The 23,046-nt window shown below is 67.2% G+C and carries 20 protein-coding genes and 1 pseudogene; 3 read left to right on the forward strand and 18 right to left on the reverse strand.

Annotated features, from left to right (window positions below):
• Nucleotides 1–1,108: pseudogene (locus tag FOZ70_RS35260) on the reverse strand (hypothetical protein); the annotation flags it as partial.
• Nucleotides 1,109–1,592: 484 nt separating this feature from the next.
• Nucleotides 1,593–3,014, reverse strand: coding sequence for an FAD-dependent oxidoreductase (locus tag FOZ70_RS35265; protein WP_219707754.1), 1,422 nt, complete (start codon nucleotides 3,012–3,014; stop codon nucleotides 1,593–1,595).
• A 274-nt stretch (nucleotides 3,015–3,288) separates the two neighbouring features.
• On the opposite strand from FOZ70_RS35265, the gene FOZ70_RS35270 reads away from it, so the two are divergent.
• On the forward strand, nucleotides 3,289–3,936 hold the full coding sequence (locus FOZ70_RS35270; RefSeq protein ID WP_021158784.1) for a TetR/AcrR family transcriptional regulator C-terminal domain-containing protein: 648 nt from the start codon (nucleotides 3,289–3,291) through the stop codon (nucleotides 3,934–3,936).
• Nucleotides 3,937–4,009: 73 nt separating this feature from the next.
• On the opposite strand, the gene FOZ70_RS35275 is transcribed toward FOZ70_RS35270, so the two are convergent.
• From FOZ70_RS35275 to edd, 4 genes are all read right to left on the reverse strand, one after another.
• Nucleotides 4,010–4,513, reverse strand: a complete 504-nt coding sequence (locus FOZ70_RS35275; protein ID WP_042974301.1) for a gluconokinase — start codon at nucleotides 4,511–4,513, stop codon at nucleotides 4,010–4,012.
• Nucleotides 4,514–4,526: 13 nt separating this feature from the next.
• Entirely contained in the window at nucleotides 4,527–5,888 is a 1,362-nt protein-coding gene (locus FOZ70_RS35280; RefSeq protein ID WP_042974304.1) for a GntP family permease, read from the reverse strand.
• A gap of 219 nt (nucleotides 5,889–6,107) precedes the next feature.
• The gene (gene eda, locus FOZ70_RS35285; protein WP_011350938.1) at nucleotides 6,108–6,734 is read right to left on the reverse strand and encodes a bifunctional 4-hydroxy-2-oxoglutarate aldolase/2-dehydro-3-deoxy-phosphogluconate aldolase; all 627 of its coding nucleotides are present in this window, start codon (nucleotides 6,732–6,734) and stop codon (nucleotides 6,108–6,110) included.
• Between the two features lie 19 nt (nucleotides 6,735–6,753).
• Nucleotides 6,754–8,610, reverse strand: a complete 1,857-nt coding sequence (gene edd, locus FOZ70_RS35290; protein ID WP_021158788.1) for a phosphogluconate dehydratase — start codon at nucleotides 8,608–8,610, stop codon at nucleotides 6,754–6,756.
• Nucleotides 8,611–8,904: 294 nt separating this feature from the next.
• Here edd and FOZ70_RS35295 point away from each other — a divergent pair, with 294 nt between their 5' ends.
• Nucleotides 8,905–9,753: a MurR/RpiR family transcriptional regulator gene (locus FOZ70_RS35295; protein WP_021158790.1), complete on the forward strand. Its 849-nt coding sequence runs from the start codon at nucleotides 8,905–8,907 to the stop codon at nucleotides 9,751–9,753.
• Nucleotides 9,754–9,849: 96 nt separating this feature from the next.
• On the opposite strand, the gene FOZ70_RS35300 is transcribed toward FOZ70_RS35295, so the two are convergent.
• The 9 genes from FOZ70_RS35300 to bamE all read right to left on the reverse strand — a co-directional run bounded on the left by FOZ70_RS35300 (nucleotide 9,850) and on the right by bamE (nucleotide 19,137).
• A complete protein-coding gene (locus tag FOZ70_RS35300; protein ID WP_011350935.1) occupies nucleotides 9,850–10,272 on the reverse strand; it encodes a CopD family protein in 423 nt (140 codons plus the stop codon).
• A 19-nt stretch (nucleotides 10,273–10,291) separates the two neighbouring features.
• Entirely contained in the window at nucleotides 10,292–11,563 is a 1,272-nt protein-coding gene (locus tag FOZ70_RS35305) for a glutamate-5-semialdehyde dehydrogenase (RefSeq protein ID WP_042974307.1), read from the reverse strand.
• A gap of 135 nt (nucleotides 11,564–11,698) precedes the next feature.
• Nucleotides 11,699–12,793: a DNA polymerase III subunit delta gene (gene holA, locus FOZ70_RS35310; protein WP_027788384.1), complete on the reverse strand. Its 1,095-nt coding sequence runs from the start codon at nucleotides 12,791–12,793 to the stop codon at nucleotides 11,699–11,701.
• Between the two features lie 18 nt (nucleotides 12,794–12,811).
• Nucleotides 12,812–13,366 (reverse strand): LPS assembly lipoprotein LptE, encoded by a 555-nt coding sequence (gene lptE / locus FOZ70_RS35315; RefSeq protein ID WP_059857674.1) that lies wholly within the window; start codon nucleotides 13,364–13,366, stop codon nucleotides 12,812–12,814.
• 38 nt (nucleotides 13,367–13,404) lie between these two features.
• Entirely contained in the window at nucleotides 13,405–15,999 is a 2,595-nt protein-coding gene (leuS, locus tag FOZ70_RS35320; RefSeq protein WP_060072226.1) for a leucine--tRNA ligase, read from the reverse strand.
• A 289-nt stretch (nucleotides 16,000–16,288) separates the two neighbouring features.
• Entirely contained in the window at nucleotides 16,289–16,750 is a 462-nt protein-coding gene (locus FOZ70_RS35325) for a biopolymer transporter ExbD (protein ID WP_219707755.1), read from the reverse strand.
• A gap of 24 nt (nucleotides 16,751–16,774) precedes the next feature.
• Nucleotides 16,775–17,443 carry a MotA/TolQ/ExbB proton channel family protein gene (locus FOZ70_RS35330; RefSeq protein ID WP_048026132.1) on the reverse strand — a complete coding sequence of 223 codons (669 nt, stop codon included), beginning with the start codon at nucleotides 17,441–17,443 and terminating at the stop codon, nucleotides 16,775–16,777.
• An 18-nt stretch (nucleotides 17,444–17,461) separates the two neighbouring features.
• A complete protein-coding gene (gene dapB, locus FOZ70_RS35335; protein ID WP_021159286.1) occupies nucleotides 17,462–18,259 on the reverse strand; it encodes a 4-hydroxy-tetrahydrodipicolinate reductase in 798 nt (265 codons plus the stop codon).
• Nucleotides 18,260–18,321: 62 nt separating this feature from the next.
• The gene (bamE, locus tag FOZ70_RS35340) at nucleotides 18,322–19,137 is read right to left on the reverse strand and encodes an outer membrane protein assembly factor BamE (RefSeq protein ID WP_021159285.1); all 816 of its coding nucleotides are present in this window, start codon (nucleotides 19,135–19,137) and stop codon (nucleotides 18,322–18,324) included.
• Between the two features lie 142 nt (nucleotides 19,138–19,279).
• On the opposite strand from bamE, the gene fur reads away from it, so the two are divergent.
• The gene (gene fur, locus FOZ70_RS35345; RefSeq protein ID WP_006400349.1) at nucleotides 19,280–19,708 is read left to right on the forward strand and encodes a ferric iron uptake transcriptional regulator; all 429 of its coding nucleotides are present in this window, start codon (nucleotides 19,280–19,282) and stop codon (nucleotides 19,706–19,708) included.
• 223 nt (nucleotides 19,709–19,931) lie between these two features.
• On the opposite strand, the gene FOZ70_RS35350 is transcribed toward fur, so the two are convergent.
• The 3 genes from FOZ70_RS35350 to FOZ70_RS35360 all read right to left on the reverse strand — a co-directional run bounded on the left by FOZ70_RS35350 (nucleotide 19,932) and on the right by FOZ70_RS35360 (nucleotide 22,907).
• Nucleotides 19,932–20,456, reverse strand: a complete 525-nt coding sequence (locus FOZ70_RS35350) for an ureidoglycolate lyase (protein WP_219707756.1) — start codon at nucleotides 20,454–20,456, stop codon at nucleotides 19,932–19,934.
• A gap of 14 nt (nucleotides 20,457–20,470) precedes the next feature.
• On the reverse strand, nucleotides 20,471–21,478 hold the full coding sequence (gene alc, locus FOZ70_RS35355; RefSeq protein ID WP_219707757.1) for an allantoicase: 1,008 nt from the start codon (nucleotides 21,476–21,478) through the stop codon (nucleotides 20,471–20,473).
• Between the two features lie 106 nt (nucleotides 21,479–21,584).
• Complete coding sequence (locus FOZ70_RS35360; RefSeq protein ID WP_021159282.1) at nucleotides 21,585–22,907, reverse strand: C4-dicarboxylate transporter DctA; 1,323 nt, start codon at nucleotides 22,905–22,907, stop codon at nucleotides 21,585–21,587.
• Between the last annotated feature and the right edge of the window lie 139 nt (nucleotides 22,908–23,046).

Genomic DNA, 23,046 nt, shown 5'->3' on the forward strand with positions numbered 1-23,046 from the left:
ACGGGCCCGGCAGCGCGAAGTCGGTGTGCGAGCGGGTTTCGGCGCCCGTGGCAAAACTGATGCTGCCGCCGCTGCCCGACGGTGCGCCGTTTTTGCACAGATTGGCGTCCTGCCCGGCGGGCCGCTCCTTGACCCGTACATCAAGGGACTCGCCGGGGATCTGGCGTCCAGCGATGCTGGTCGCGTCGGGCTTGATGCTGGCACTCTGCCCGGCGCCCGCTTTCCGGGCATCAAGCGAGCGGAGCAATCCTGCTGCAACCCACCCCACGCAGCCTGCCTGCGTGGCCTTGCCTTGTTGCCGCACCTGCTTGCCCAACAATGCGGCGAACTGGCGCAATGCCTGGGCGTTGGTGCTGACCAGCGCCGGCGACTCAAGGGGTGAATTCTGTTCGAGAGGGGGGCGGACAGCCGCGTTGCGGCGAAGGAATTGATAGGCTGCGTCGTAGAGGTTGGAAAACGCAGCGGCTGGATCGCGCAGTTCGGTCGTTGCCGATGTGCTTGCCCCCAGGGTGGCCGGCGCAGAAGGCTTCATCCGGGCCAGGGCCTCCAGGCCGTTCGCAAGGTCCAAGAGCAGGCTTTCGCCGAAGGCGGCCGCCGCGTCCAGCAGAGCGGGGAGTCTTGACTGTATCCGCTGCGCGAGGTCTTCCAGTTCTCCCTGGATGCTGTTGTTCAGGTTGGCGGTCAGGGTGCGCAGTGCCGCCTCGCCCACCAGCCCATTACTGGCCTGCAGGAGTTCCTGCCGCGCCAGGAACAGGGTGGGCCGCAGCATCATGCGGGCAGCGGCGGTACCCGGCTCGGGCATCAGGCCGATCAGGTTCAGGCTGACGCTCAACCAGTCAGAGGCGTGAGGTTCGGGGTGGGTCGTGAGGGTGACGATATCGCCGAGCAGATCGGCCAGGTTCAGGATGTTGAGAACGGCGGGGAAATTCCCGGCGACCGTGCGCAGACGGTCCAGGTTCACGCTGCCATGGCTGATTGCGCCCAGCCACTCGTCGAACGCCGAAATGCTGAGGGCCACGTCGCCCAACTGGATCTGGTTGAGCGGGGCAACCGAGATTGAACGCTCGCGGGATGCGTTGGTGGAAGTGCTGGATGTCTGGCCTGCCATAGATCTCCCGAAGCCTAGCACCTGCGGCTACGGTACGGCAAACCAGGTTAGCCGCAAGCCCCTCAGCAAATGTGGATGTACATGGACTTCTTCAGACGCCAGCATGGGCATTGATCAACGGCGGGGATATGAGACGACACCGAAAATTCATGCCGAAATTCCGCAACTCGTACGAAATTCAATTCGACATGCATTCCGCTGGATATTGCCTTGTGGCAATCGTCACGGCACTGAATTGCTTTCCACTCCAGCAAGGTAGCCGGCCCACGTCTGGGGCAAGGACCTCCTTTCGTCCAACAGCAGAGCTTTGTTTTAAATAGCACGAACCTCGTTACTGTCAACGTGGGCAAGCTGCCGCTCAATCGCGCTTGGAAAGAACCTCGGTAGACCGTATTTCAATCGCCACCCGTCGATTTGAAACGAGTGGTTACGTCCTACGAGCGCTACCGAGGCCCACTGAGTTCCACGAAAAATTGTCGTCCGCTCAGAACGAAATCATCCGCCCCGGATTGAGCGCGCTCATCACGCTCATCGCCGCCTTCGCCGCCGGAATCGCGATCGGCGACAACTGGCGGCCGAGCGGAATCGCGCGATGGTCGATGCCGGTCAGCATCGAGAAATCGTCGTTGCGTCCGACGAAATCGTCGCAGATCGCCTTGCCGATCCGCACCGTCTGCGCGACGCCGTGGCCGCTCCAGCCCTGCACCATGTACATCGGCACGCGGCCGTCGGTCTTGCGGCTGTCGGTCGCGCCGTTCAGCGTGAAGTCGCTGACGCCGCTCCAGCAGTAATCGAGCGCGAACTGGCCGTCGACCTGCGGGAACACCGTGTTCAGCCGCGTCAGCAGATACGCGTTGACGTCGGGCTGCGCCCAGCAGGTGCCGGTGCCCTGCCCGCCGAACAGCAGGCGGTTGCCGCGTACCGGCCGGTAGTAGTCGATCTGGAACTGCGTGTCGTACACGGGCATGCCGGCCGGCATCAGCGTCGCGACGTCGACGTCGAGCGGTGCCGTCACGCTCACATAGGTAAAGAACGGCACGGTCGTCGCGGCGCCGTCGTCGAGCAGCCGGAACGTCGTGTTGTGCAGCGCGAGCACGACGCCCTTGCGGGCGGTGATCGTGCCGCCCGGCGTCGTCGCGACGACGCCCGCGGGTGTCTCGTCGAGTTCGACCACCTCGGTGCCTTCGTACAGCGTGCCGCCGTTAAGCCGGAAACCATGAACGAGCCCGCGCACCAGTGCGAGCGGATGGATCTGCCCGCCGATCGCATCGATCGCCGCGCCGTGGTACAGCCCCGAACGCACGTATTCGTCGTTCAGCTGATGGCGGCCGACGAGCGTCACGCCCGCGTCGCCGAGATGACGGCGCGCATCCGCGCCGTCCAGCAGCGCACTCATATGGCCGGGGTGGACAGCGGCCGTGATGTGCCCGCGTTTGCGGTCGAGTTCGAGCGCGTAACGCGCACCGATCGTATCGATCAGATCCATCGATTCAGCCGACGCGAAGCGCCACAGCCGCTTCGCGTCGTCGTGCGACAGGTGGTCGATCATGTCGGCCGCTTCCCAGCGCGCGAGGCCGGGCGTCAGTTGCCCACCGTTTCGACCCGATGCGGCCGAGCCGACGTGGTGCTTGTCGACGAGGATCGTGTCGACGCCCGCTTCGGCGAGATGCAATGCGGCCGATGCGCCGAGCAGGCCCGCGCCGATCACGAGCACGTCGCATACCGCGTCGTGCGCAAGCGGCACGGTGTTTTCATGGCGCGACAACGACGCCTCGTACCAGTTCGCCGGGCGCTCGCCGTCGTAGCGGGCCGGATCGCACCAGTTCCAGTTGTCTTTTTCGATGTTCAGTTGCGTTTGCTCGAAACGCGATTCGCCCTGGATCGGGGGTTGATTATTGAAAGTCATGATTGCACTTGCATGGTAGGGCCGCCTGTCGAAGAGCCTTCTGGCTTCGCGGGTGGGGCAGCCGGTTCCACATGGGTGTCAACGAGAAAAGGGGCGCGATGGCCCGTGTTGACGGCGGGCACGCTCGTGCCGCCTGGATCCCGGACTGTGCGAAAGCACGTATTGAAAGGTGCCGGGACACTCAATTTCTACACCGCAGAAATAATTCTACAGTGTAGAATCAGCTTTCGTCAAATTTACAGCCGGTGCCGCACCGGCACGCCGGCCCGTATCGATGAAAGACAAACCCGCCCAGGGCCCGCGCGGCCTCGACAAGGATGCGATCGTCGCGGCCGCGCTCGCGCTGCTCGAAGACGTCGGCGAAGCCGCGTTCAGCGTGCGCAAGCTCGCGCAGTCGGTCGGCTGCGACCCGATGAGCGTGCTGTACCACTTCAAGTCGAAGGAAGGCCTGAGCCGCGCGATCGCGAACGCGCTGTCGCGCTCGCTCGTGCCGGTCGACGCCACGCTGCCGTGGCGCGAACGGCTGCGAGACCTCGCGCGCCAGTACCGCGCGCTCGCGCTGCGCTACCCGGCCGCGTTCGCACTGCTGCAGCGGCACATGAGTACCGGGCCGGCCGATCTCGCGCACATCGAGGCCGTGCATCGCGCGCTGGCCGACGCCGGCATCCCGCGCGCGGCGCTGCCATCGGTTTGCGTCGGCTGGTATGCAAGCGTGATCGGGCTTGCCGCGGCCGAAGCCGGCGGCCTCACGCGCGCCGCGAACGACGTCGAGCTCGCGGAAATGGCGGCGCTGTCGGACGCCGCGCATCCGCTCGTCAAGGCGGCCGCCCCGCTCTATGCGCAGCTCGATCCGGCAGCCGTGCACGACACGATGCTCGACGTGCTGCTCGACGGCATCGCGAAACAGGCGCCCGCCACCTGACCGGCCCGCCTGCCACCAATGCAAAAGGCGCCCCGAGGGGCGCCTTTTGCGTGATGATTGCCGCGAACCGCGCTCAGTGCTGCTGCGCGATGCCGATCTTCAGCATGACCTGGTCGACGATCTGTTCGGGCGTCAGCTCGATGCTGACCTGGATCGCTTCGTCCGGGCCCGGTTCCTCGAGCGTGTCGAGCTGGCTCTTCAGCAGCGACGGATCGAAGAAATGGCCGGTGCGGCTCTTCAGGCGCTCGTGCAACACCTCGAACGAACCCTTCAGATACACGAACCGCACGTCGGTGTCGGTGCCGCGCAGCACGTCGCGGTACGACCGCTTCAGCGACGAGCACGTGAACACGGCCGTCTCGCCCGCGCGCTGCTTTTCCTCGATGGCCGCGCGAATCGTGCGCAGCCACGGCCAGCGGTCGTCGTCGGTCAGCGGAATGCCGTGATGCATCTTTTCCTTGTTCGCCGCGCTGTGAAACGCGTCGCCGTCGGTATAGCTGCACGACAGGCGTTCCGCCAGCATTTCGCCGATTCGCGACTTGCCCGCGCCCGACACGCCCATTGCGATCAGAATCATTGACTACCCCTTGTTACAGAACCATGCTCAGCAGCAGTGTAAAGCCGAGGCCGAGCACCGAGATGATCGTTTCGAGCAACGACCAGGTCTTGAACGTCTGACCGACCGTCATCCCGAAGTATTCCTTGATCAGCCAGAAGCCGCCGTCGTTCACGTGCGAGAAGATCAGCGAGCCCGAGCCCGTGGCGAGCACCAGCAGCTCCGGGCTGACCGTCGTGCCGGCTGCCGCCGCGATCGGCGCGACGATGCCGCAGGCCGTCGTCATCGCGACCGTCGCCGACCCCGTGGCGAGACGCATCAGTGCCGCGACGAACCAGCCGAGCAGCAGCGGCGACAGGTGCGCATGCTTCGCGGTCTCGACGATCTGCTGCGAGATCCCGCTGTCGCGCAGGACGCCGCCGAAGCCGCCGCCCGCGCCGACGATCAGCGTGATCCCGGCGATCGGTGCGAGACACTCGCCGCAGAACTTCTGGATCTGGTCGCGGTTGAAGCCCTGCAGCTTGCCGAACGTGAAGAAGCTCACGAGCACGGCGATCAGCAGCGCGACGTCCGAGTTGCCGGCAAAGCGCAGCAGGTTGTTCGGCAGCGATTTCGGCGTGAACAGCAGGTCGGCCCAGCTGCCGACGAGCATCAGCACGACGGGCAGCAGGATCGTGAACAGCGTGATGCCGAAGCTCGGCAGTTCGCGCTTGCGACCGTCCGCATGCGAGTCGACGAACTGCGACGCGAGCGGGTTGTTTTCCGGCAGCTTCACGAACTTCGAGATCGTCAGCGCGAACAGCGGGCCCGCGATGATCGCGGTCGGCACGCCGACGATCAGGCCGAACGCGATCGTCTTGCCGATATCGGCGCCGTATTGCTGGACGGCCAGCAGCGCGGCCGGGTGCGGCGGGATCAGGCCGTGCACGACGGACAGGCCGGCCACCATCGGCAGGCCGACGACGAGCAGCGACTTGCCGGTGCGCTTCGCGACGTTGAACGCGATCGGGATCAGCAGCACGAAGCCGACTTCGAAGAACACCGGCAGGCCGACGATGATCGCGACGAACATCATCGCCCAGTGGATGTTCTTTTCACCGAACCAGTCGATCAGCGTGGTCGCGATCCGTTCGGCGCCGCCCGATTCGGCCATCATCTTGCCGAGCATCGTGCCGAGGCCCACGACGATCGCGATGTGGCCGAGCGTACCGCCCGTGCCCGCCTCGAACGACTTGACGATCTTGTCCATCGGCATGCCGACGACGAGGCCGAGGCCGAGCGAGACGATGATCAGCACCAGGAACGGGTAGATCTTGTAGCGCGCGATCATCAGGATCAGCGCGGCAATCGCGATCAGCGTGAATACGAGCAGCATGCTGCCTTGGACAGCCCCCATGTGGACTCCTCCTAGAATTGTTCGAACCGGGCGCGTTGTTGCGAGTATGCCCGGCTATGCAGGTCTCCGGAACACGGGGGGTACCCACCCCGTCAGGACGCTGAATTTTACTTATCTTTACGGTCCGCGGATAGAACCGGTTCCATCAGCAAAAACCCTCGGTAAAACAAGCACTAAGCGCTTGTCTTCCGAGGGTCAAACCGTCATCTCGTACAAGTCTTAACGGGGAAGCTGGCTCGCGGCTTGCGCGAGGCGCGTGACTTCGGCCCAGTCCTGCGCGGCGAGCGCGGCCTTCGGCGTGAGCCACGAGCCGCCGACGCACACTACGTTCGGCAGCTTCAGGAAATTCGGCGCGGTTTCGACCGTGATGCCGCCGGTCGGGCAGAACTTCAGCGCCGGGAACGGGCCGTGGAACGCCTGCAGCATCGGCACGCCGCCCGCTTGTTGAGCGGGGAAGAACTTCACGATCTCGTAGCCGAATTCGAGTGCCTGGATGATGTCGCTCGGCGTCATCACGCCCGGCAGCAGCGGCAGGCCCGCGTCGAGCGACGCGAGGTGCAGCTCTTTCGTCAGGCCCGGCGACACGCCGAACTTCGCGCCCGCACGCTTCGCCTGCTCGCAATGCTCGGGCTTCGTGATCGTGCCGACGCCGACGACGATGTCGTCCGCGAGCTGGCTCGCGCGCTGGATCGCTTCCAGGCCAGCCGGCGTGCGCAGCGTGATCTCGAGTACCTTCACGCCGCCCGCGTGCAACGCGCGCGACACGTGTTCACCCTGCTCGACCGAGTCGAATGCGAGCACCGGGATGACCGGGCCCAGCTTCACGATTTCAGCAATCGTCTTCATTGAATTGGCTCCTTGAAATTCATGCGGCGACGTGGGCGGCCGATTCGCCGACCAGCGCGCCGAAAACCGATGCGCCCTGCTCGGCCGGCGCGGCGGCCGCGCGGAACACGCCGAACAGTTCACGCCCGAAACCGACCTCGTTCTCGGCCTGGTGCAGCGGCTGCGCGACCGGGCGCGCCTGCCACTCGGCGGCGTCGACCTCGATGTCGAGCACGCCGGCTTCGGCGTCGATCACGAGCGTATCGCCCGTCTTCACCTTGCCGAGCGGGCCGGCCAGCAGCGCTTCCGGCGACACGTGGATCACGGCCGGCACCTTGCCCGACGCGCCCGACATGCGGCCGTCGGTGACGAGCGCGACGTGGAAGCCCTGATCCTGCAGCACGCCGAGCAGCGGCGTCAAACGGTGCAGCTCGGGCATCCCGTTCGCGCGCGCGCCCTGGAAGCGCACGACCGCGACGAAATCGCGCTTCAGCTCGCCGCGATCGAAGGCCTCCTGCACGGCTTCCTGCGAATCGAACACGATCGCGGGCGCCGTCACCTTGCGGTGCTCGGGCGCGACCGCCGAAATCTTGATCACGCCGCGGCCGAGCCGGCCCTGCATCAGGCGCAGGCCGCCGTCCGGCTGGAACGGGTCGCGGATGCCGCGCAGCACCTTCGTGTCGTGGCTCTCGGCCGCGCCGTCGACCCACGTCAGCTTGCCGTCGATCAGCTTCGGCTCCTTCGTGTAGTGCGACAGGCCCTTGCCCGCGACGGTCGTCACGTCTTCATGCAGCAGCCCGCCTTCGAGCAGGTTGCGCACCAGGAAGGCCACGCCGCCCGCCGCGTGGAAATGGTTCACGTCGGCCTTGCCGTTCGGGTAGATCTTCGCGAGCAGCGGCACGACGGCCGACAGTTCGTCGAAGTCGTTCCAGTCGATCAGGATGCCGGCCGCGCGTGCGATCGCGACGAGGTGCAGCGTGTGGTTGGTCGAGCCGCCCGTCGCGAGCAGCGCGACGATCCCGTTGACGATCGCCTTCTCGTCGATCACATGGCCGATCGGCGTGTAGTGGCCGCGCTCGACGGTCAGGTCGAGCACGCGGCGCGCGGCCTCGGCCGTCAGCGCGGTGCGCAGCGGCGTGTGCGGATGAACGAATGCCGAGCCCGGCAGGTGCAGCCCCATCAGCTCCATCAGCATCTGGTTGCTGTTCGCGGTGCCGTAGAACGTGCAGGTGCCGTGGCCGTGATACGCGGCCGATTCGGCTTCGAGCAGCGCGTCGCGGCCGACCTGGCCGGTCGCGAACTGCTGGCGGATCTTCGCCTTGTCGTCGTTCGACAGGCCGCTCGTCATCGGGCCGGCCGGCACGAAGATCGTCGGCAGGTGGCCGAACTGCAGCGCGCCGATCAGCAGGCCCGGCACGATCTTGTCGCAGATGCCGAGGCAGAGCGCCGCGTCGAACATGTTGTGCGTAAGCGCGATCGCCGTGCCCATCGCGATTGCCTCGCGCGAGAACAGCGACAGCTCCATCCCCGGGTTGCCCTGCGTGACGCCGTCGCACATCGCCGGCACGCCGCCCGCGAACTGCGCGACGCCGCCGTTCTCGCGCGCGGCCGCCTTGATGATCTCGGGGAAATCCTTGTACGGCGCGTGCGCGGACAGCATCTCGTTGTACGAGGACACGATGCCGATGTTCGGCTCGCGGATCGCCTTGATCGAGAACTTGTCGTTGCCCTCGAGGCCCGCGAAACCGTGCGCGAGGTTCGCGCACGACAGCGCGCCGCGTGCCGGGAACTTGCCCTGCGCGCCGTCGATGCGCTGCAGATAGGCGGAACGGGTCGATTGGCTGCGGGCGATCACGCGTTCGGTGACCTTCGCCAGAGTGGGGTGCAGCGATGTCATGCTGGGCGCTCCTGTATGCCGGCCGACACCGGCGGTTGGAATCGTGGGGACGATCGAGTGCATCGAACGAACGAAGCCAGTCTAGTAGAAAAACTACAAGCGCGCAATGTCGATCCGCATGCGCGCAACCCCTATTCCCGCCACCAGCAAGGCTTTACCTAGTGAAAACCCTAATCGCCGGTATCCCGCACGCGATGAAACATCGACGAATCAGCTAGTAATTCCATGTAGATTTTCTACAATTCGATTGCGATACACTCGCTCATCCGAACCCGATTTCTGCCCGCCCGTCCCATGCTGCCCCGCATTGAAGCGATCCGCGCCGAGTTGCGCCCGTCCGAGCGCAAGCTTGCCGATTACATCCTCGCCGCGCCGCGCGAGGTGCTCGACCTCGCGATGACCGAGCTGTCGACGCGCGCGGGCGTCAGCCAGCCGACGATCGCGCGGTTCTGCCAGGCGCTCGGCTGCAGCGGCTTCCGCGAATTCAAGATCCGGCTCGCGCAGAGCGTCGCGCCGGGCGTGTCGTCGGTCTATCGCGACGTCGAGCCCGACGAACCGGCGCCCGGCATCATCGGCAAGGTGTTCGACCGCACGATCGGCGCGCTGATCGAGGTGCGCAACAGCCTGTCGGCCGGCAGCGTCGCCGAAGCGATCGCGCTGCTGTCGAACGCGTCGCGGATCGAGTTCTACGGCGCCGGCGGCTCCGGCATCGCCGCGCAGGACATCCAGCACAAGTTCTTCCGGCTCGGCGTGCCGAGCGTCGCGTATTCGGACCCGCACACGTTCTCGATGTCGTCGGCGCTGCTCGGGCCGCACGACGTCGTCGTCGCGATCTCGAACACCGGCCGCACGCGCGACATCGTCGACGCCGCGCGCTCCGCACTCGCGTGCGGCGCGAAAGTCGTCGCGATCACGCAGAGCCATTCGCCGCTCGCGAAGCTCGCGACGGTGAGCCTCGCGTCGAACGTCGCGGAGGAAACGGACGTGTTCTCGCCGATGACGTCGCGGATGTCGCATCTCGCGATCGGCGACATCCTCGCGGTCGGCGTCGCGCTGTCGCGCGGCCCCGCGCTCATGGAACGGGTCGGCCGCGCGAAGGAGGCGATCACGCGCCGCCGGATCGACGACGGCACGAAGGATTGAGCAGGCGGCAGGCAAAGCGCACGTAAACGACGAACGGCGCCCCGAGGGGCGCCGTTGCGCAGGGTTCCGCACCGGCAACCGCGCCGGCCGCGCCGCTCAAAACGGCTTGATCACGACCAGCGCGACCGCCGCGAGCATGCCGAGCACCGGCAGCTCGTTGAACACGCGATACCACTTGTCGGTGCGGCGGTTCTCGCCACGCTCGAACACCCGCAGCAGGTGCCCGCAATAGGCGTGATAGACGATGAGCAGCAGCACGACCGTCACCTTCGCGTGGATCCAGCCCTGCCCCTGCCCAATGCCGATCGAGAGCCACAGCCACAACCCGCAGGCCAGCGCCGGCACCGCGATCATCGTCATGAAGCGGAACAGCTTGCGCGCCATCAGCAACAGGCGCCGCACGGCGGCCGGATCGGTTTCCATCGCCAGGTTCACGTAGATGCGCGGCAGATAGAAGAGCCCCGCGAACCACGCGGCGATCAGTACGATATGGAACGTCTTGACCCAGAGCATCGCCATCGGTTGTGTGCCTCGCTTGTTATTGGCGGCCTTCGCCGTGCCCGAGCACGACGTACTTCAGCGACGTCAGCCCTTCCAGGCCGACGGGGCCGCGTGCGTGCAGCTTGTCGTTCGAGATGCCGATTTCCGCGCCGAGGCCGAATTCGAAACCGTCCGCGAAACGCGTCGACGCGTTGACCATCACGCTCGCCGAATCGACTTCGCGCAGGAACCGCATCGCGCGGTCGTGATCCTCGGTGACGATCGCATCCGTGTGATGCGAGCCGTAATGGTTGATGTGCTCGATCGCGGCATCGAGGCCGTCGACGACCTTGATCGCGAGCACCGGCGCGAGATACTCGGTGTGCCAGTCTTCCTCGGTGGCATCGACGAGCGGGCCGACACCCGCATCGGCGAGCACCGCGCGCGCGGCCGCATCGACGCGCAGCTCGACCTGCTTGTCGCGATACAGCTTGCCGAGCGGCGGCAGCAGCGTCGCCGCGACACCGCTCGCGACGAGCAGCGTCTCCATCGTGTTGCAGGTGCCGTAGCGGTGCGTCTTCGCGTTGTCGCAGACGGTCAGCGCCTTGCCGAGGTCGGCGCGATCGTCGACGTACACGTGGCAAATGCCGTCGAGGTGCTTGATCATCGGCACGCGCGCCTCGTTGATCAGGCGCTCGATCAGGCTCTTGCCGCCGCGCGGCACGATCACGTCGACGTATTCGGTCATCGTGATCAGCTTGCCGACCGCCGCGCGATCGGCCGTCGCGACGACCTGCACCGCGTCCTGCGGCAGGCCGGCGGCTTCGAGCCCTTCGCCGATCAGCTTCGCGAGCGCCGCGTTCGACTCGAGCGCTTCGGAGCCGCCGCGCAGGATCGTCGCGTTGCCCGACTTCAGGCACAGCGCGGCCGCGTCGATCGTCACGTTCGGGCGCGATTCGTAGATGATGCCGATCACGCCGAGCGGCACCCGCATCTGGCCCACCTGGATTCCGCTCGGGCGGTACTTGAGGTTGCCGATCTCGCCGATCGGATCGGCCAGCGACGCCACCTGGCGCAAGCCCTCGACCATCGTCTTCAGCGCCTTGTCCGACAGCGTCAGGCGATCGACGAACGCTGCATCGAGCCCCTTTTCACGGGCACGGGCGACATCGCGGGCATTTGCGTCCTTCAGTGCCTGTGCGTCGCGTTCGATCGCGCGCGCCACGGCGTCGAGTGCCGCGTTCTTCGCGGCCGTGCTGGCGCGTGCCATCGCGCGGGAAGCGTGCCGGGCGCGACGGCCCAGGTCGGTCATGTACTGATCGATATCCATCGTGTGACTCGAGAAGCGCGCCGCGCTGGGCGGCATGAATTCGTGGGGAAGCGTGGACGGCGGCCGGAGAGCCGCGCCCATGATCGAAACATTGTATGCGGGTTGAGCAGCGCGCGCTGAAGGCCCGGACGGGACTTAGCGTCGCACGCGACCCGCGGTCGGCGGTCGCTCGCCGCGGGCACCGGCCACCGTCATCGCGAGCTGGAACAGCCCGTCCCACGGATCGGGCGGCGGTTCGTCCTGCGTGCGGCGGCCCGGCACGACGGCCGTGAGCCCCTTGACCTGCCGGTCGAGCTTCGCGGCAAACGCGAGTGCCTTCTCGAGCACGGCTTCCGACACCCGGTTCAGCGCGGGGCCGATCAGCCGCTCGCGCGGCCCCCATACGCGGTTCTCGCGCAGCAACGTCGCCAGCGGCTTGCCGGCCGTCGTGCCGCGCTTGATCCGCAGCAGCGTGCGCAGTTCCTCGACGACGGCCCACATCACCAGCACGATCGCCTCGCCCTCGCCCTTCAGCCCGTCGATCATCCGCGCGAGCCGCGCGGCGTCGCCGGCGAGCATCGCTTCGTTCAGCTTGAAGACGTCGTAACGCGCGACGTTCAGCACCGCGTCGTGCACCTGTTCGAACGACAGCGCGCCCTGCGGATACAGCAGCCCGAGCTTCTGGATTTCCTGGTGCGCGGCGAGCAGGTTGCCTTCGACGCGCTCGGCGATGAACTGCAGCGCGCGCCGCCCGTCCTCGCCGGGCGCGGCGCGCTGGCCCTGCATCGCGAGACGCTGGCCGATCCAGTTCGGCAGCTGCGCGCGGTCGACCGGATCGATCTTCAGCGCGACGCCGCCGTTCTGCAGCGCGGTAAACCAGGCGGATTTCTGCGTGGCCGCGTCGAGGCGCGGCAACGTGACGAGCATCAGCGCGTCGGGGTTGGGCGTGGCCGCGAGCGTCTTCAGTGCGTCGGCGCCTTCCTTGCCGGGCTTGCCCGACGGAATGCGCAGCTCGATCAGCTGGCGCTCGCCGAACAGCGACATCGCCTGGGTCGCGCCGAGCAGCACGCTCCAGTCGAAACCGCGCTCGACCGTATGCACCGAACGCTCGGTGAAGCCGGCCGCGCGTGCGGCCGCACGAATGCGGTCGCACGCCTCCTGCGCGAGCAGCGGCTCGTCGCCGTACACGGTATAGAGCCCGGCCAACCCCTTCGCGAGGTGCGGCTCCAGTGCATCAAGTCGCAATTGCATCGGTGCGTATGCCGTCGATCAGAGCGGCGGCGGCGGCAACGGCGCGCGCGGCGCGACGCCCGGCACCACGTCTTCCGGCGCCGGCGTCAGCGAGTGGACGATCGCGAGACGCCGCATCAGCTGGTCGACCGCGTCGTTCTGCATGTCGCCGTACAGGATGTCGGCTTCCTGCGCCTTCGCGTTCGTGTACTGGTCGCTGTACGTCATCGCGCGGTTCAGCGCGATCGCGCTCGGCGGGATCAGCACGGTGCCGTCCTTGCTCGTGAGCGTGTAGCTCAGCGTATAGAACAGTGCGTATTCCTGCGCCGAGCCGTACTTGTTGAGCGTCAGCGTATTCTGCCCGCGCGACTCCGACATGCGCAGCACGGCGTCGGCGTCGTCCGCCGACTTGACGATCTTCGTGTCGCTGCCGGCCTCGACGAGGCGCACGAAGCGCGCCTCGACCGGCGCCGGCGCGCCGACGATCAGCAGGTGCTTGAACGCGTAGTCCTGCTGGCCGCGCAACTGGAAGCCGCATGCCGACAGCGCGACCGCGCTGCCGACGGCGAGCATCAAAAACGATCTGCGGATCACCTTCGCTCCTTCTGGGTACGTCCGACGGCCGGCGGCCGTCAGACGACGATGTTCACGAGGCGGCCCGGCACGACGACGATCTTCTTCGCCGGCTTGCCGTCGCTGAACTTCGCGAACGCTTCGTCGGCCACCGCCGCAGCTTCGATCGCCTCGCGGCTCGCGTCCTTCGCGACCTTCAGCGCGCCGCGCACCTTGCCGTTCACCTGCAGCACGAGTTCGATCTCGGCCTGCTCGAGCGCGGCCTCGTCGACCTTCGGCCACGGTGCGTCGAGCAGCGGGCCGAATTCGTCCGCATAGCCGAGCGCCTTCCACAGCTCGAACGTGACGTGCGGCACGACCGGGTACAGCACGCGCAGCAGCACGCCGTACGTTTCGCGCAGCACGCCGGGCGTCGCGCCCTTCGCGCCGTCGATCGCGTTCAGCATCTTCATCGCGGCCGACACGACCGTGTTGTACTGCAGGCGCTGGTAATCGAAATCGGCCTGCTTCAGCACGCTGTAGATTTCGCGGCGCAGCGCCTTGTCGGCTTCGCCGAGCGCGGCCGCATCGAAGCCCGCGCGCGCGGCGAGCGCTTCACGGTTCGTCGCACCGAAGCTCCACACGCGGCGCAGGAAGCGGCTCGCGCCCTCGACGCCCGCACCCGACCATTCGAGCTGCTGCTCGGGCGGCGCGGCGAACATCGTGAACAGGCGCGCGGTGTCGGCGCCGTACTGGTCGATCAGCACCTGCGGATCGACACCGTTGTTCTTCGACTTCGACATCTTCTCGATGCCGCCGAGCACGACCGGCTGGCCGTCCGTGTTCAGCGTCGCGCCGACCGGGCGGCCCTTGTCGTCGTGCGTGACCGTCACGTCGGCCGGGTTGTACCAGGTCTTCTTGCCGGAAGCGTCTTCACGGTAGAACGTCTCGTTCAGCACCATCCCCTGCGTGAGCAGGTTCTTCGCCGGCTCGCCGAACTTCACGAGGCCGAGGTCGCGCATCACCTTGGTCCAGAAGCGCGAATACAGCAGGTGCAGGATCGCGTGCTCGATGCCGCCGATGTACTGATCCATCGGCATCCAGTAGTCGGTGCGCGCGTCGACCATCGTGTCGGCGTCCGGCGCCGTGTAGCGCGAGAAGTACCACGACGAATCGACGAAGGTGTCCATCGTGTCGGTTTCGCGCTTCGCGGCCGCGCCGCACTTCGGGCACGAACAGTTCAGGAACGCTTCCGACTTCGCGAGCGGGTTGCCCGAGCCGTCCGGCACGAGGTCTTCCGGCAGCACGACGGGCAGATCCTGCTCGGGCACCGGCACGTCGCCGCACGACGGGCAGTGGATGATCGGGATCGGCGTGCCCCAGTAGCGCTGGCGCGACACGCCCCAGTCGCGCAGGCGCCACGTGACCTGCTTGTCGCCGAAACCGCCGGCGTTCAGGTCGGCCGCGACCGCGTCGACGGCTTCCGTGTAGCGCAGGCCGTCGTACTTGCCGCTGTTCACGCAGACCGCGGTTTCCTTGTCGCCGTACCACTCCTGCCATGCGTCGAGCGAGTACGTCTGCCCTTCGCTCGCGATCACCTGCTTGATCGGCAGGTCGTATTTCTTCGCGAACGCGAAATCGCGCTCGTCGTGGCCCGGCACGCCCATCACCGCGCCTTCGCCATAGCTCATCAGCACGTAGTTGCCGATCCACACCTCGACCGGCTCGCCGGTCAGCGGGTGCGTGACCGAGAAGCCGGTCGCGACGCCCTTCTTCTCCATCGTCGCGACGTCGGCCTCGGCGACACCACCGCGCTTGCATTCGTCGATGAACGCGAGCAGCTCGGGCTTGTCCTGCGCAAGGCGCGTGGCCAGCGGATGCTCGGCCGCGATCGCGCAGAACGTGACGCCCATGATGGTATCGGCGCGGGTCGTGAACACGCGCAACAGCTTCTTCTCGCCGTCGAGTTCGTACGGGAAGCCGAAGTTCACGCCGAAGCTCTTGCCGATCCAGTTCTGCTGCATGATCTTCACGCGCTCGGGCCAGCCGAGGCCGTCGAGGTCGTTCAGCAGCTCATCCGCGTACTGCGTGATGCGCAGGTAGTACATCGGGATCTCGCGCTTCTCGACGAGCGCGCCCGAGCGCCAGCCGCGGCCGTCGATCACCTGCTCGTTCGCGAGCACGGTCTGGTCGACCGGGTCCCAGTTCACGGTGCCCGTCTTCTTGTACGCGATGCCCTTCTCGAGCATCTTCAGGAACAGCCACTGGTTCCACTTGTAGTAGTCCGGCTTGCACGTCGCGATCTCGCGCGACCAGTCGATCGCGAGGCCCATCGACTGCATCTGGCCCTTCATGTAGTCGATGTTGTCGTAGGTCCACTTCGCGGGCGGCACGCCGTTCGCCATCGCGGCGTTCTCGGCCGGCATCCCGAACGCGTCCCAGCCCATCGGCATCAGCGTGTTGTAGCCGTTCATCCGCAGATAGCGGTACATCACGTCGTTGATCGTGTAGTTGCGCACGTGACCCATGTGCAGCTTGCCGGACGGGTACGGCAGCATCGACACGCAGTAGAACTTCGGCTTCTGCGAATCTTCCTGCGTCTTGTAGGCATCGGCTGCGCGCCAGTCGCCCTGGGCGGCGGCTTCGACGTCGGCGGGTACGTATCTCTCGTGCATGGTGTGGTTCGGACTAGGCTTTAAGCGGCGCGACGGCGCGCGCAGGAGTGGATCGAAAATCGTGCTTGCCCGGCGGACCTGCAGGTTCGCTGTTGCCGACCTGTTCACGGTTTCCGGGAGTTTTCCGGGCAACCCGCGGCATGCCCGGGTAGCCTGGAAAATTCCGGGTTACCTGAAAAGAGCCTGCCAACCGGGAAAAACGTTGATTATACCGCCCGCGCCGGCCCATTCGACCGGTCTTGCGGCGTGCGGCCCGATCCCGCGCCAGGGACGGGCCCGCCGGCTCCGCTCAGCGGTTGGCCGGCACGGCAGGCGCCACCGCGGCACCGCCCGCCTGCGGCGGCACGTCGGTCACGAAGCCGATCCGCGTGAGGCCGGCGGCCTGCGCGGCGCCCATCACCTGCGCAATCACGTCGTAGCGGGTCGCGCGCGATGCTCGCAGCCGCAGCTCGGGCGGCGCACCGCCCGCGGCGGCGGCCCGGAAGCGCGCGGGCAGCGCGTCGAGCGCCACCGGCGCGTCGTCCCAGTACAGCTTGCCCGCGTCGTCGATCGACAAGGTGACGGATTGCGGCGTGTCGCGCGCGACGCTGGCCGCGACCTTCGGCAGGTCGAGCCGGATCGCATGCGTCATCAGCGGCGCGGTGATGATGAAAATGACGAGCAGCACCAGCATCACGTCGATCAGCGGCGTCATGTTGATCTCCGCCATCGGCGCGGACGTCTTGTGGTGCTCGAGTCCGCCGAATGCCATGGTCGCTCCTCCGGAATGGACGCGTCAGGCTTCCTGCGCGCACACGAACACGTGCAGGTCGCGCGCGAAACCGTCGAGTTCCTCGGCGAGCTGCCGCACGAGCCGCCCGAGGATGTTGTAGGCCAGTACCGCGGGAATCGCGACCACGAGCCCGAACGCGGTCATGATCAGCGCCTCGCCGACCGGCCCCGCGACGTTCTCGATCTGCGCCTGCCCGCTCGCGGCGATGCTGCCGAGCGCGTGATAGATGCCCCACACGGTGCCGAGCAGCCCGACGAACGGCGCGGTGCTGCCGATCGACGCGAGCAGCACCTGGCCGAACTCGAGGCGCCGCTGCGAGCGCAGCATCGCGTGCCGCAACGCACGCAGCACGCGTTCGCTGCGCTCGACGCGCGCGGCCAGCGCGGCCGGGTCGTGCTCGTCGGCCGCATCGCGCGCGGCTTCGGCGAGCGGCACGAACACGCGCTCGCGATCGGCGCCGGCGAGCGCGGTGATGCCCGCGTCGAGCGACGGCGCGCGCCAGAACGCGGCGAGCGCGCGCGGCCCCTGCCGCTTCGCGCGGACCAGCAGCCAGGCTTTCATGAGCAGGAAGCACCAGCTGGCGACGGACATCGCCAGCAGCACATAGGCGACGGCATGCGTGATCGCATCGCCGCTTTCGAGGTAGTGGACAACGCCGGTGGGTATCGCCATCGGAGTTTCCCCGTGAGGTCAGCGCAGGCCGAGCACGTCCTGCATGTCGAACAGGCCGGCGCCGCGCGCCGACAGGAAGCGGACCGCGCGCAGCGCGCCCTGCGCATACGACACGCGGCTCGACGACTTGTGCGTGATCTCGATGCGCTCGCCGATCCCGGCGAACAGCACGGTGTGATCGCCGACGATGTCGCCGCCGCGCACCGCCGCGAAGCCGATCGACGACGGATCGCGTTCGCCCGTCACGCCGTGGCGGCCGTACACCGCGCAATCGTCGAGCGAGCGCCCGAGCGCGCCGGCGACCGCTTCGCCCATCATCAGCGCGGTGCCCGACGGCGCGTCGACCTTGTGGCGGTGATGCGCCTCGATGATCTCGATGTCGTAGCCGTGCGAGAAGTGCTTCGCCGCGAATTCGAGCAGCTTCAGCGTGACGTTCACGCCGACGCTCATGTTCGCCGCGAATACGATGCCGATCTTGCCCGCCGCGGCCTGCAGCCCGGCCTTCTGCTCGGCGGTGAAGCCGGTCGTGCCGATCACGAGCTTCACGTCGTGGCGCAGCGCGGCCTCGATATGGGCCATCGTGCCTTCCGGACGCGTGAAGTCGATCAGGTAGTCGGCCTGCGCGAACACGGCGTCGAGATCGGCGGTCAGCCTGACCCCGGTTTCCTTGCCGAGGAACGCGCCGGCGTCCTGGCCGAGGAACGGCGAATCGGCGCGGTCGAGCGCGCCGACGAGCTGCGCGTCGGAATCGTTGAGAACGGCTTCGATCAGCATCCGGCCCATACGGCCCGATGCGCCGGCAATCGCAATCTTCATGGCTTTCTACACGACAGGTCTAAAGGCGGGCGGCGCATGCCGCCCTGTTTCCGCGCGCGGGTTTACTGCGCCGGCGCGGTGAGCGGCTGGTTCTGCAACGTGTCGGAGCCTTGCGGGCCGACCGGCGGCGACGCCTCGTTCGACGCGTTCGGCGGCGGCGGACGATGGAACTGGAACTGCGGCTGGATCGCCGGAACCGCGCCCGGCGGCTGGCCGCCCGGCACCGGCGCACCGCCGGAAGCCTGCGTGGACGGCGTGAACCGCCGCGCGGCCGTGCCCTGGCCCGACACCTGGTTGGTCGCGCGGTTCGCCGCGCGGGCGGCCTGCGCGTTCGCATCCTGGTCGACCACCGCGCCGGACGCCGGCACGGTGGACGGGCTCGCGACCGTCTCCGGCGCCGGCGCGCTCGCCGCCTGTGCGGCGCTCGCGGCGGCGGCAGCCTCGGCGGCCTTCTTCGCCGCTGCGGCCGCCTTCGCCTTCTTGCCGCCACGGTCGCCGTCGATGTCGGCCAGCAGGTCGAGTTCCGAAGGCAGGTTGTCCGCCCCCGTCCAGCCCGCGACGCGATCGCCCGAGAACGTCACGACGAGATCGCGCTGCTGGACGACCGCCGTCGAGCCGCGCTTGAAGTAGAAGAGGTAATCCCAGCGGTCGGCGTGGAACATGTCCGCCAGCAGCGGGGTGCCGAGCAGCGCGCGTACCTGCTCGCGCGACATGCCGACCTGCAGCTGCGAGGCTTTCTCCTGCGACACGAAGTTGCCTTGCACGACGGTGATCCGGTAGGGGGTGATGCTCTGCGCGATGCGCTGCGTCACGCTGTCGTACGACGAACAACCAGCCAGCGCGGCAACGGCGGCGGCAGCGATGATGACACTCCGCATGCGGCTCCTCTGAAAGTGCGAAAGAGATTCTGGAATCATTTCCCTCACCGTGCAGGCCCGCGTCGCAGGCCGCGCGTGTTTCTGGAACGGCGAAAAGCCGGTAACATTGAAGCCCTGCATTGTACTCTAGGGATGCCTAGCCATGACCAATCCGACGGATCTCAAGAATATCGGGCTAAAGGCCACCCTACCGCGCCTCAAGATTCTCGAGATCTTCCAGCAAAGCCCGGTGCGCCATCTGACCGCAGAAGACGTCTACCGGAACCTGCTCAACGAGCAGCTCGACATCGGGCTTGCCACCGTCTACCGCGTGCTGACGCAGTTCGAGCAGGCCGGCCTGCTGTCGCGCAGCAACTTCGAATCCGGCAAGGCCGTGTTCGAACTGAACGAAGGCTCGCACCACGACCACCTCGTGTGCCTCGATTGCGGCCGGGTCGAGGAATTCTTCGACGCCGAGATCGAAAGCCGCCAGCAGGCGATCGCGAAGGAGCGCGGCTTCCGGCTCCAGGAGCACTCGCTGGCGATGTACGGTTCCTGCACGACCGAGAACTGCCCGCACCGCAAGCACTGAGATCCACCGCGCACGCGGCGCATGCAACACGGCCCGGACGGCAATTCGCCTTCCGGGCCGTCTTCTTTTCGGGATACGCAAGAGGCGCCCGCCCGGGGAAACCGGCGGCGCGCCGCCGCCTCACGGGCGGGCCCGCCCAGCCTTTCGCACACCCTTCGCGCTGCCTGCCCGGCCGGCCCCGGGTGACATCAGGCCGCCGGAGGGGCCCGCCTGCCCGCCTTCGTCATGCCGCGCCCGCGCAGGCCGGCTCGAACTCGAGCGCCCATGTGTGCTCGAGCGGGATTTCATCGCAGTTCGGCTGCGGGCCGCCGCGATCGACGATCACGAAATCGCTGACCGCATCCAGCGCGAGCAGCGGATGGTGCCAGACGCCCTTCGCATAGTTCACGCCCTGCCAGCCTTCCGCGAGGAACGCGCGCATCGCGTCGGGCCGGAACTCGCCGGCCGGCGCGACGACGATCGCGTAACGCGACACCGCCGCGAGCGGGATGAACGCCTGGCTGCCATGCGGATGGCGCTCCATCAGCGTGACCGCGACCGGCAGCGCACGCGGCTGCGCGCGGAACACGCTGACGAGCGGGCGGCCGCCGTCCGCGCACACGTCGATCGTCGCGAGATCGTGGAAGCGCTCGGTCGTGCCGCCGTTGATCGGGAAATGGCGCGCGCCTTCAAGCGCGATCACGTCGCCGAACGGCGCGAACGCTTCGCGGGTCAGGCGCTCGACGCGCAGGATACGGGATCCGCTCATGCCGTTGCCCTCCTTCAAGCCGGCTCGCCCCACAGACGCAGGCGCGACACGCCGCCGTCCGGGAAGATGTTGAAACGCACGTGCGTGACGGGGCCGAGCGCCGCAAGCTGGTCGAACGTGTGGACGTGGTCCATCGACAGCTTCTGCTCGCCGAGCAGTTCGGCCCAGAACATCGCCTGCGTGACGAGCGAGTCGTCGGTGCCGCCCGCCACCCTCGCGGCCTGCAGCGAGCAGCGGTCGGGGAAATTGCCCTTGAAGAACGCGGTATCGACCTCGACGCGCCGGACGATGCCCGGCCGCGCGAGCGCGACGATCGCCCAGTCGTTGCCGGGCTCGCGGCGGCGCCGCGTTTCCCAGCCGTCGCCCATGTTCGCGCCGCGCCCCGGCATCAGCATCTGCGATGCCGGGCCGAAGTGCTGGTTGTTTGCGGCCACCAGGTAACCGCCGTTCTCGATCGCCGCGAGGTCGAGGAGCTCGCCGGCCGGCACCTGGCGCCAGTCGCGCTGCGGCTGGCCGTACACGCGCAACCGCGCGAGGCCGCCGTCCGGGTACAGGTTCACGCGCAGGTGCGTATACGGTTGCGCATCGTCGACGCTCACGTAGTGATGCGAATTGCCCTGCAGCGTCGTCGCCGGGACGATCGTGCGCCACTCGGCGTTGTCGGACGGCGTGTCGCCTTCGGCGACGCACGCGTCGATCGACGCGGCCGGCGGGAAGTTGCCGGTGAAATGGCTCGTGTCGAGGTCGACGCCGTGGATCACACCCGGCCGCGCGAGCCGCACCACGCAGAAGTCGTGGCCGGTCGTGCGCTTGCGGCGCGTTTCCCAGCCGTCCATCCACTTGCCGTGGTCGTCGTACTTGCCGGGGATGAACACGGCCGGCTCGGGATTGAGCATGCGCTCCTTGGGCGCGAAGAACTCGTCGCTGGCAAAGAGCGCCTGCGCCCCGAGGCGCGGGTCGGCGAGGTTCATGTAACGCCGCGTAAACGCTGGCGCATCCGGATCGAGGATGGGGGCTGCCATGTCGTCTCCTGTAGTTTGATGAAGGGCCGGCGCATCGAGGCGCCGGCCACATGAATGCCTGGTGCGCGGGGCGGCCTGGGGCAAAGCCGCCCGCGCGGGGTCGCGCTCAGAGCGCGTGAGCCTGGTCGCCGGCAACCGGTGCCGTGCGGTCTTCCTCTTCGGCCGGCACGTAGCGCAGCTCGCGGTTCAGCACGCGCTTCGCGCGGGCCCGGTCGATGTCGTTCTCCCACACCGCGACGACCACCGTCGCGACGCAGTTGCCGATCAGGTTGGTCAGCGCACGGGCGATGCCGACGAACCAGTCGACCGGCAGGATCAGTACGAGGCCGAGCACCGGAATCGCGGGGATCGCCGACAGCGTCGCCGCGAGGATCACGATCGCCGAGCCCGGGATCCCGTGCGCGCCCTTCGACGTGACGAGCGACACGAGCAGCACGACGATCAGGTCGTGCGTCGACAGCGGCGTGTTGGTGGCCTGTGCGATGAACAGCACGGCGAGCGTCAGGTAGATCGAGAAGCCGTCGAGGTTGAACGAATAGCCGGTCGGGATCACGAGGCCGACCGTCGAATCCTTCACGCCCATGTATTCGAGCTTGCGCATCACCTGCGGCAGCACCGCGTCCGACGACGCCGTGCCGAGCACGATCGACAGTTCCTCGCGCAGGTAGCGGATCAGCTTGAACACCGAGAAACCCGCGAGCCGCATCACCACGCCGAGCACGACCGTGACGAACACGAAGCAGCTCAGGTAGAACACCGCGACCAGGTAGCCGAGCTGCTTGAGCGACGCGACGCCGTACTTGCCGGTCGTGAACGCGATCGCGCCGAGCACGCCGAGCGGCGCGAGCTTGATGATGAAGCCGATGATCCGGAAGAACACGTGCGACAGTTCCTCGATCAGCGAGTTGACGCGTTGCGCCTTGTCGCCGAGCAGCGACAGCGCGGAACCGAACAGCACCGCGAACACGAGGATCTGCAGGATGTCGCCCTTCGCGAACGCGTCGATCGCGGTCTCGGGGATGATCTTCATCAGGTAGCCGGCCGTGTCCTTCAGGCTCTCGGCGTTCTTCGCGTACGACGCGAGCGACGACGCGTCGAGCGAGCGCAGGTCGATGTTCATCCCGACGCCCGGGCGCGTGACCCACGCGAGCACGAGGCCGATGCCGAGCGCGAGCGTCGTCATCACCTCGAAGTAGATGACGGCCTTCAGGCCGACCCGGCCGACCTTCTTCAGGTCGCCCGCGTTCGCCATCCCGCTGACCACGACGCAGAACACGATCGGCCCGATCACCATCTTGATGAGCTTCAGGAAGCCGTCGCCGAGCGGTCGCAACGACTCGGCGAAATGCGGGAAGAACGCGCCCAGCGCGATCCCTAGGATAAGTGCGACGACTACCCGGCCAAACAGCGAATTAAGGAATTTCGACACGGCGCTCTCCCGATCCAACGGTTGCAGTTTCGTCTGTTCATACTGGTAAGACCAGTGATGTTATGGTGGATAGTAGGAAGCCGATATAGTGGCGTCAAGGACGGACAAAATAGGGATTTCCCACCCCCTCCCCGCCCGC

Source organism: Burkholderia sp. COPS (assembly GCF_019425585.1).
Classification (GTDB): Bacteria; Pseudomonadota; Gammaproteobacteria; order Burkholderiales; family Burkholderiaceae; genus Burkholderia; species Burkholderia cepacia.

Excerpts from the sequence above, each read along its gene's own strand:
- dapB (WP_021159286.1), bottom strand. The coding sequence starts at position 18,259 with ATGAAGATTGCGATTGCCGGCGCATCGGGCCGTATGGGCCGGATGCTG.
- holA (WP_027788384.1), bottom strand. The coding sequence starts at position 12,793 with ATGCAATTGCGACTTGATGCACTGGAGCCGCACCTCGCGAAGGGGTTG.
- FOZ70_RS35350 (WP_219707756.1), bottom strand. The coding sequence starts at position 20,456 with ATGAGCGGATCCCGTATCCTGCGCGTCGAGCGCCTGACCCGCGAAGCG.
- FOZ70_RS35300 (WP_011350935.1), bottom strand. The coding sequence starts at position 10,272 with ATGGCGATGCTCTGGGTCAAGACGTTCCATATCGTACTGATCGCCGCG.
- FOZ70_RS35275 (WP_042974301.1), bottom strand. The coding sequence starts at position 4,513 with ATGATTCTGATCGCAATGGGCGTGTCGGGCGCGGGCAAGTCGCGAATC.
- FOZ70_RS35270 (WP_021158784.1), top strand. The coding sequence starts at position 3,289 with ATGAAAGACAAACCCGCCCAGGGCCCGCGCGGCCTCGACAAGGATGCG.
- FOZ70_RS35325 (WP_219707755.1), bottom strand. The coding sequence starts at position 16,750 with ATGGCATTCGGCGGACTCGAGCACCACAAGACGTCCGCGCCGATGGCG.
- leuS (WP_060072226.1), bottom strand. The coding sequence starts at position 15,999 with ATGCACGAGAGATACGTACCCGCCGACGTCGAAGCCGCCGCCCAGGGC.
- alc (WP_219707757.1), bottom strand. The coding sequence starts at position 21,478 with ATGGCAGCCCCCATCCTCGATCCGGATGCGCCAGCGTTTACGCGGCGT.
- FOZ70_RS35305 (WP_042974307.1), bottom strand. The coding sequence starts at position 11,563 with ATGGATATCGATCAGTACATGACCGACCTGGGCCGTCGCGCCCGGCAC.
- bamE (WP_021159285.1), bottom strand. The coding sequence starts at position 19,137 with ATGCGGAGTGTCATCATCGCTGCCGCCGCCGTTGCCGCGCTGGCTGGT.
- FOZ70_RS35295 (WP_021158790.1), top strand. The coding sequence starts at position 8,905 with ATGCTGCCCCGCATTGAAGCGATCCGCGCCGAGTTGCGCCCGTCCGAG.
- FOZ70_RS35280 (WP_042974304.1), bottom strand. The coding sequence starts at position 5,888 with ATGGGGGCTGTCCAAGGCAGCATGCTGCTCGTATTCACGCTGATCGCG.
- fur (WP_006400349.1), top strand. The coding sequence starts at position 19,280 with ATGACCAATCCGACGGATCTCAAGAATATCGGGCTAAAGGCCACCCTA.
- FOZ70_RS35265 (WP_219707754.1), bottom strand. The coding sequence starts at position 3,014 with ATGACTTTCAATAATCAACCCCCGATCCAGGGCGAATCGCGTTTCGAG.
- FOZ70_RS35330 (WP_048026132.1), bottom strand. The coding sequence starts at position 17,443 with ATGGCGATACCCACCGGCGTTGTCCACTACCTCGAAAGCGGCGATGCG.
- edd (WP_021158788.1), bottom strand. The coding sequence starts at position 8,610 with ATGACATCGCTGCACCCCACTCTGGCGAAGGTCACCGAACGCGTGATC.
- eda (WP_011350938.1), bottom strand. The coding sequence starts at position 6,734 with ATGAAGACGATTGCTGAAATCGTGAAGCTGGGCCCGGTCATCCCGGTG.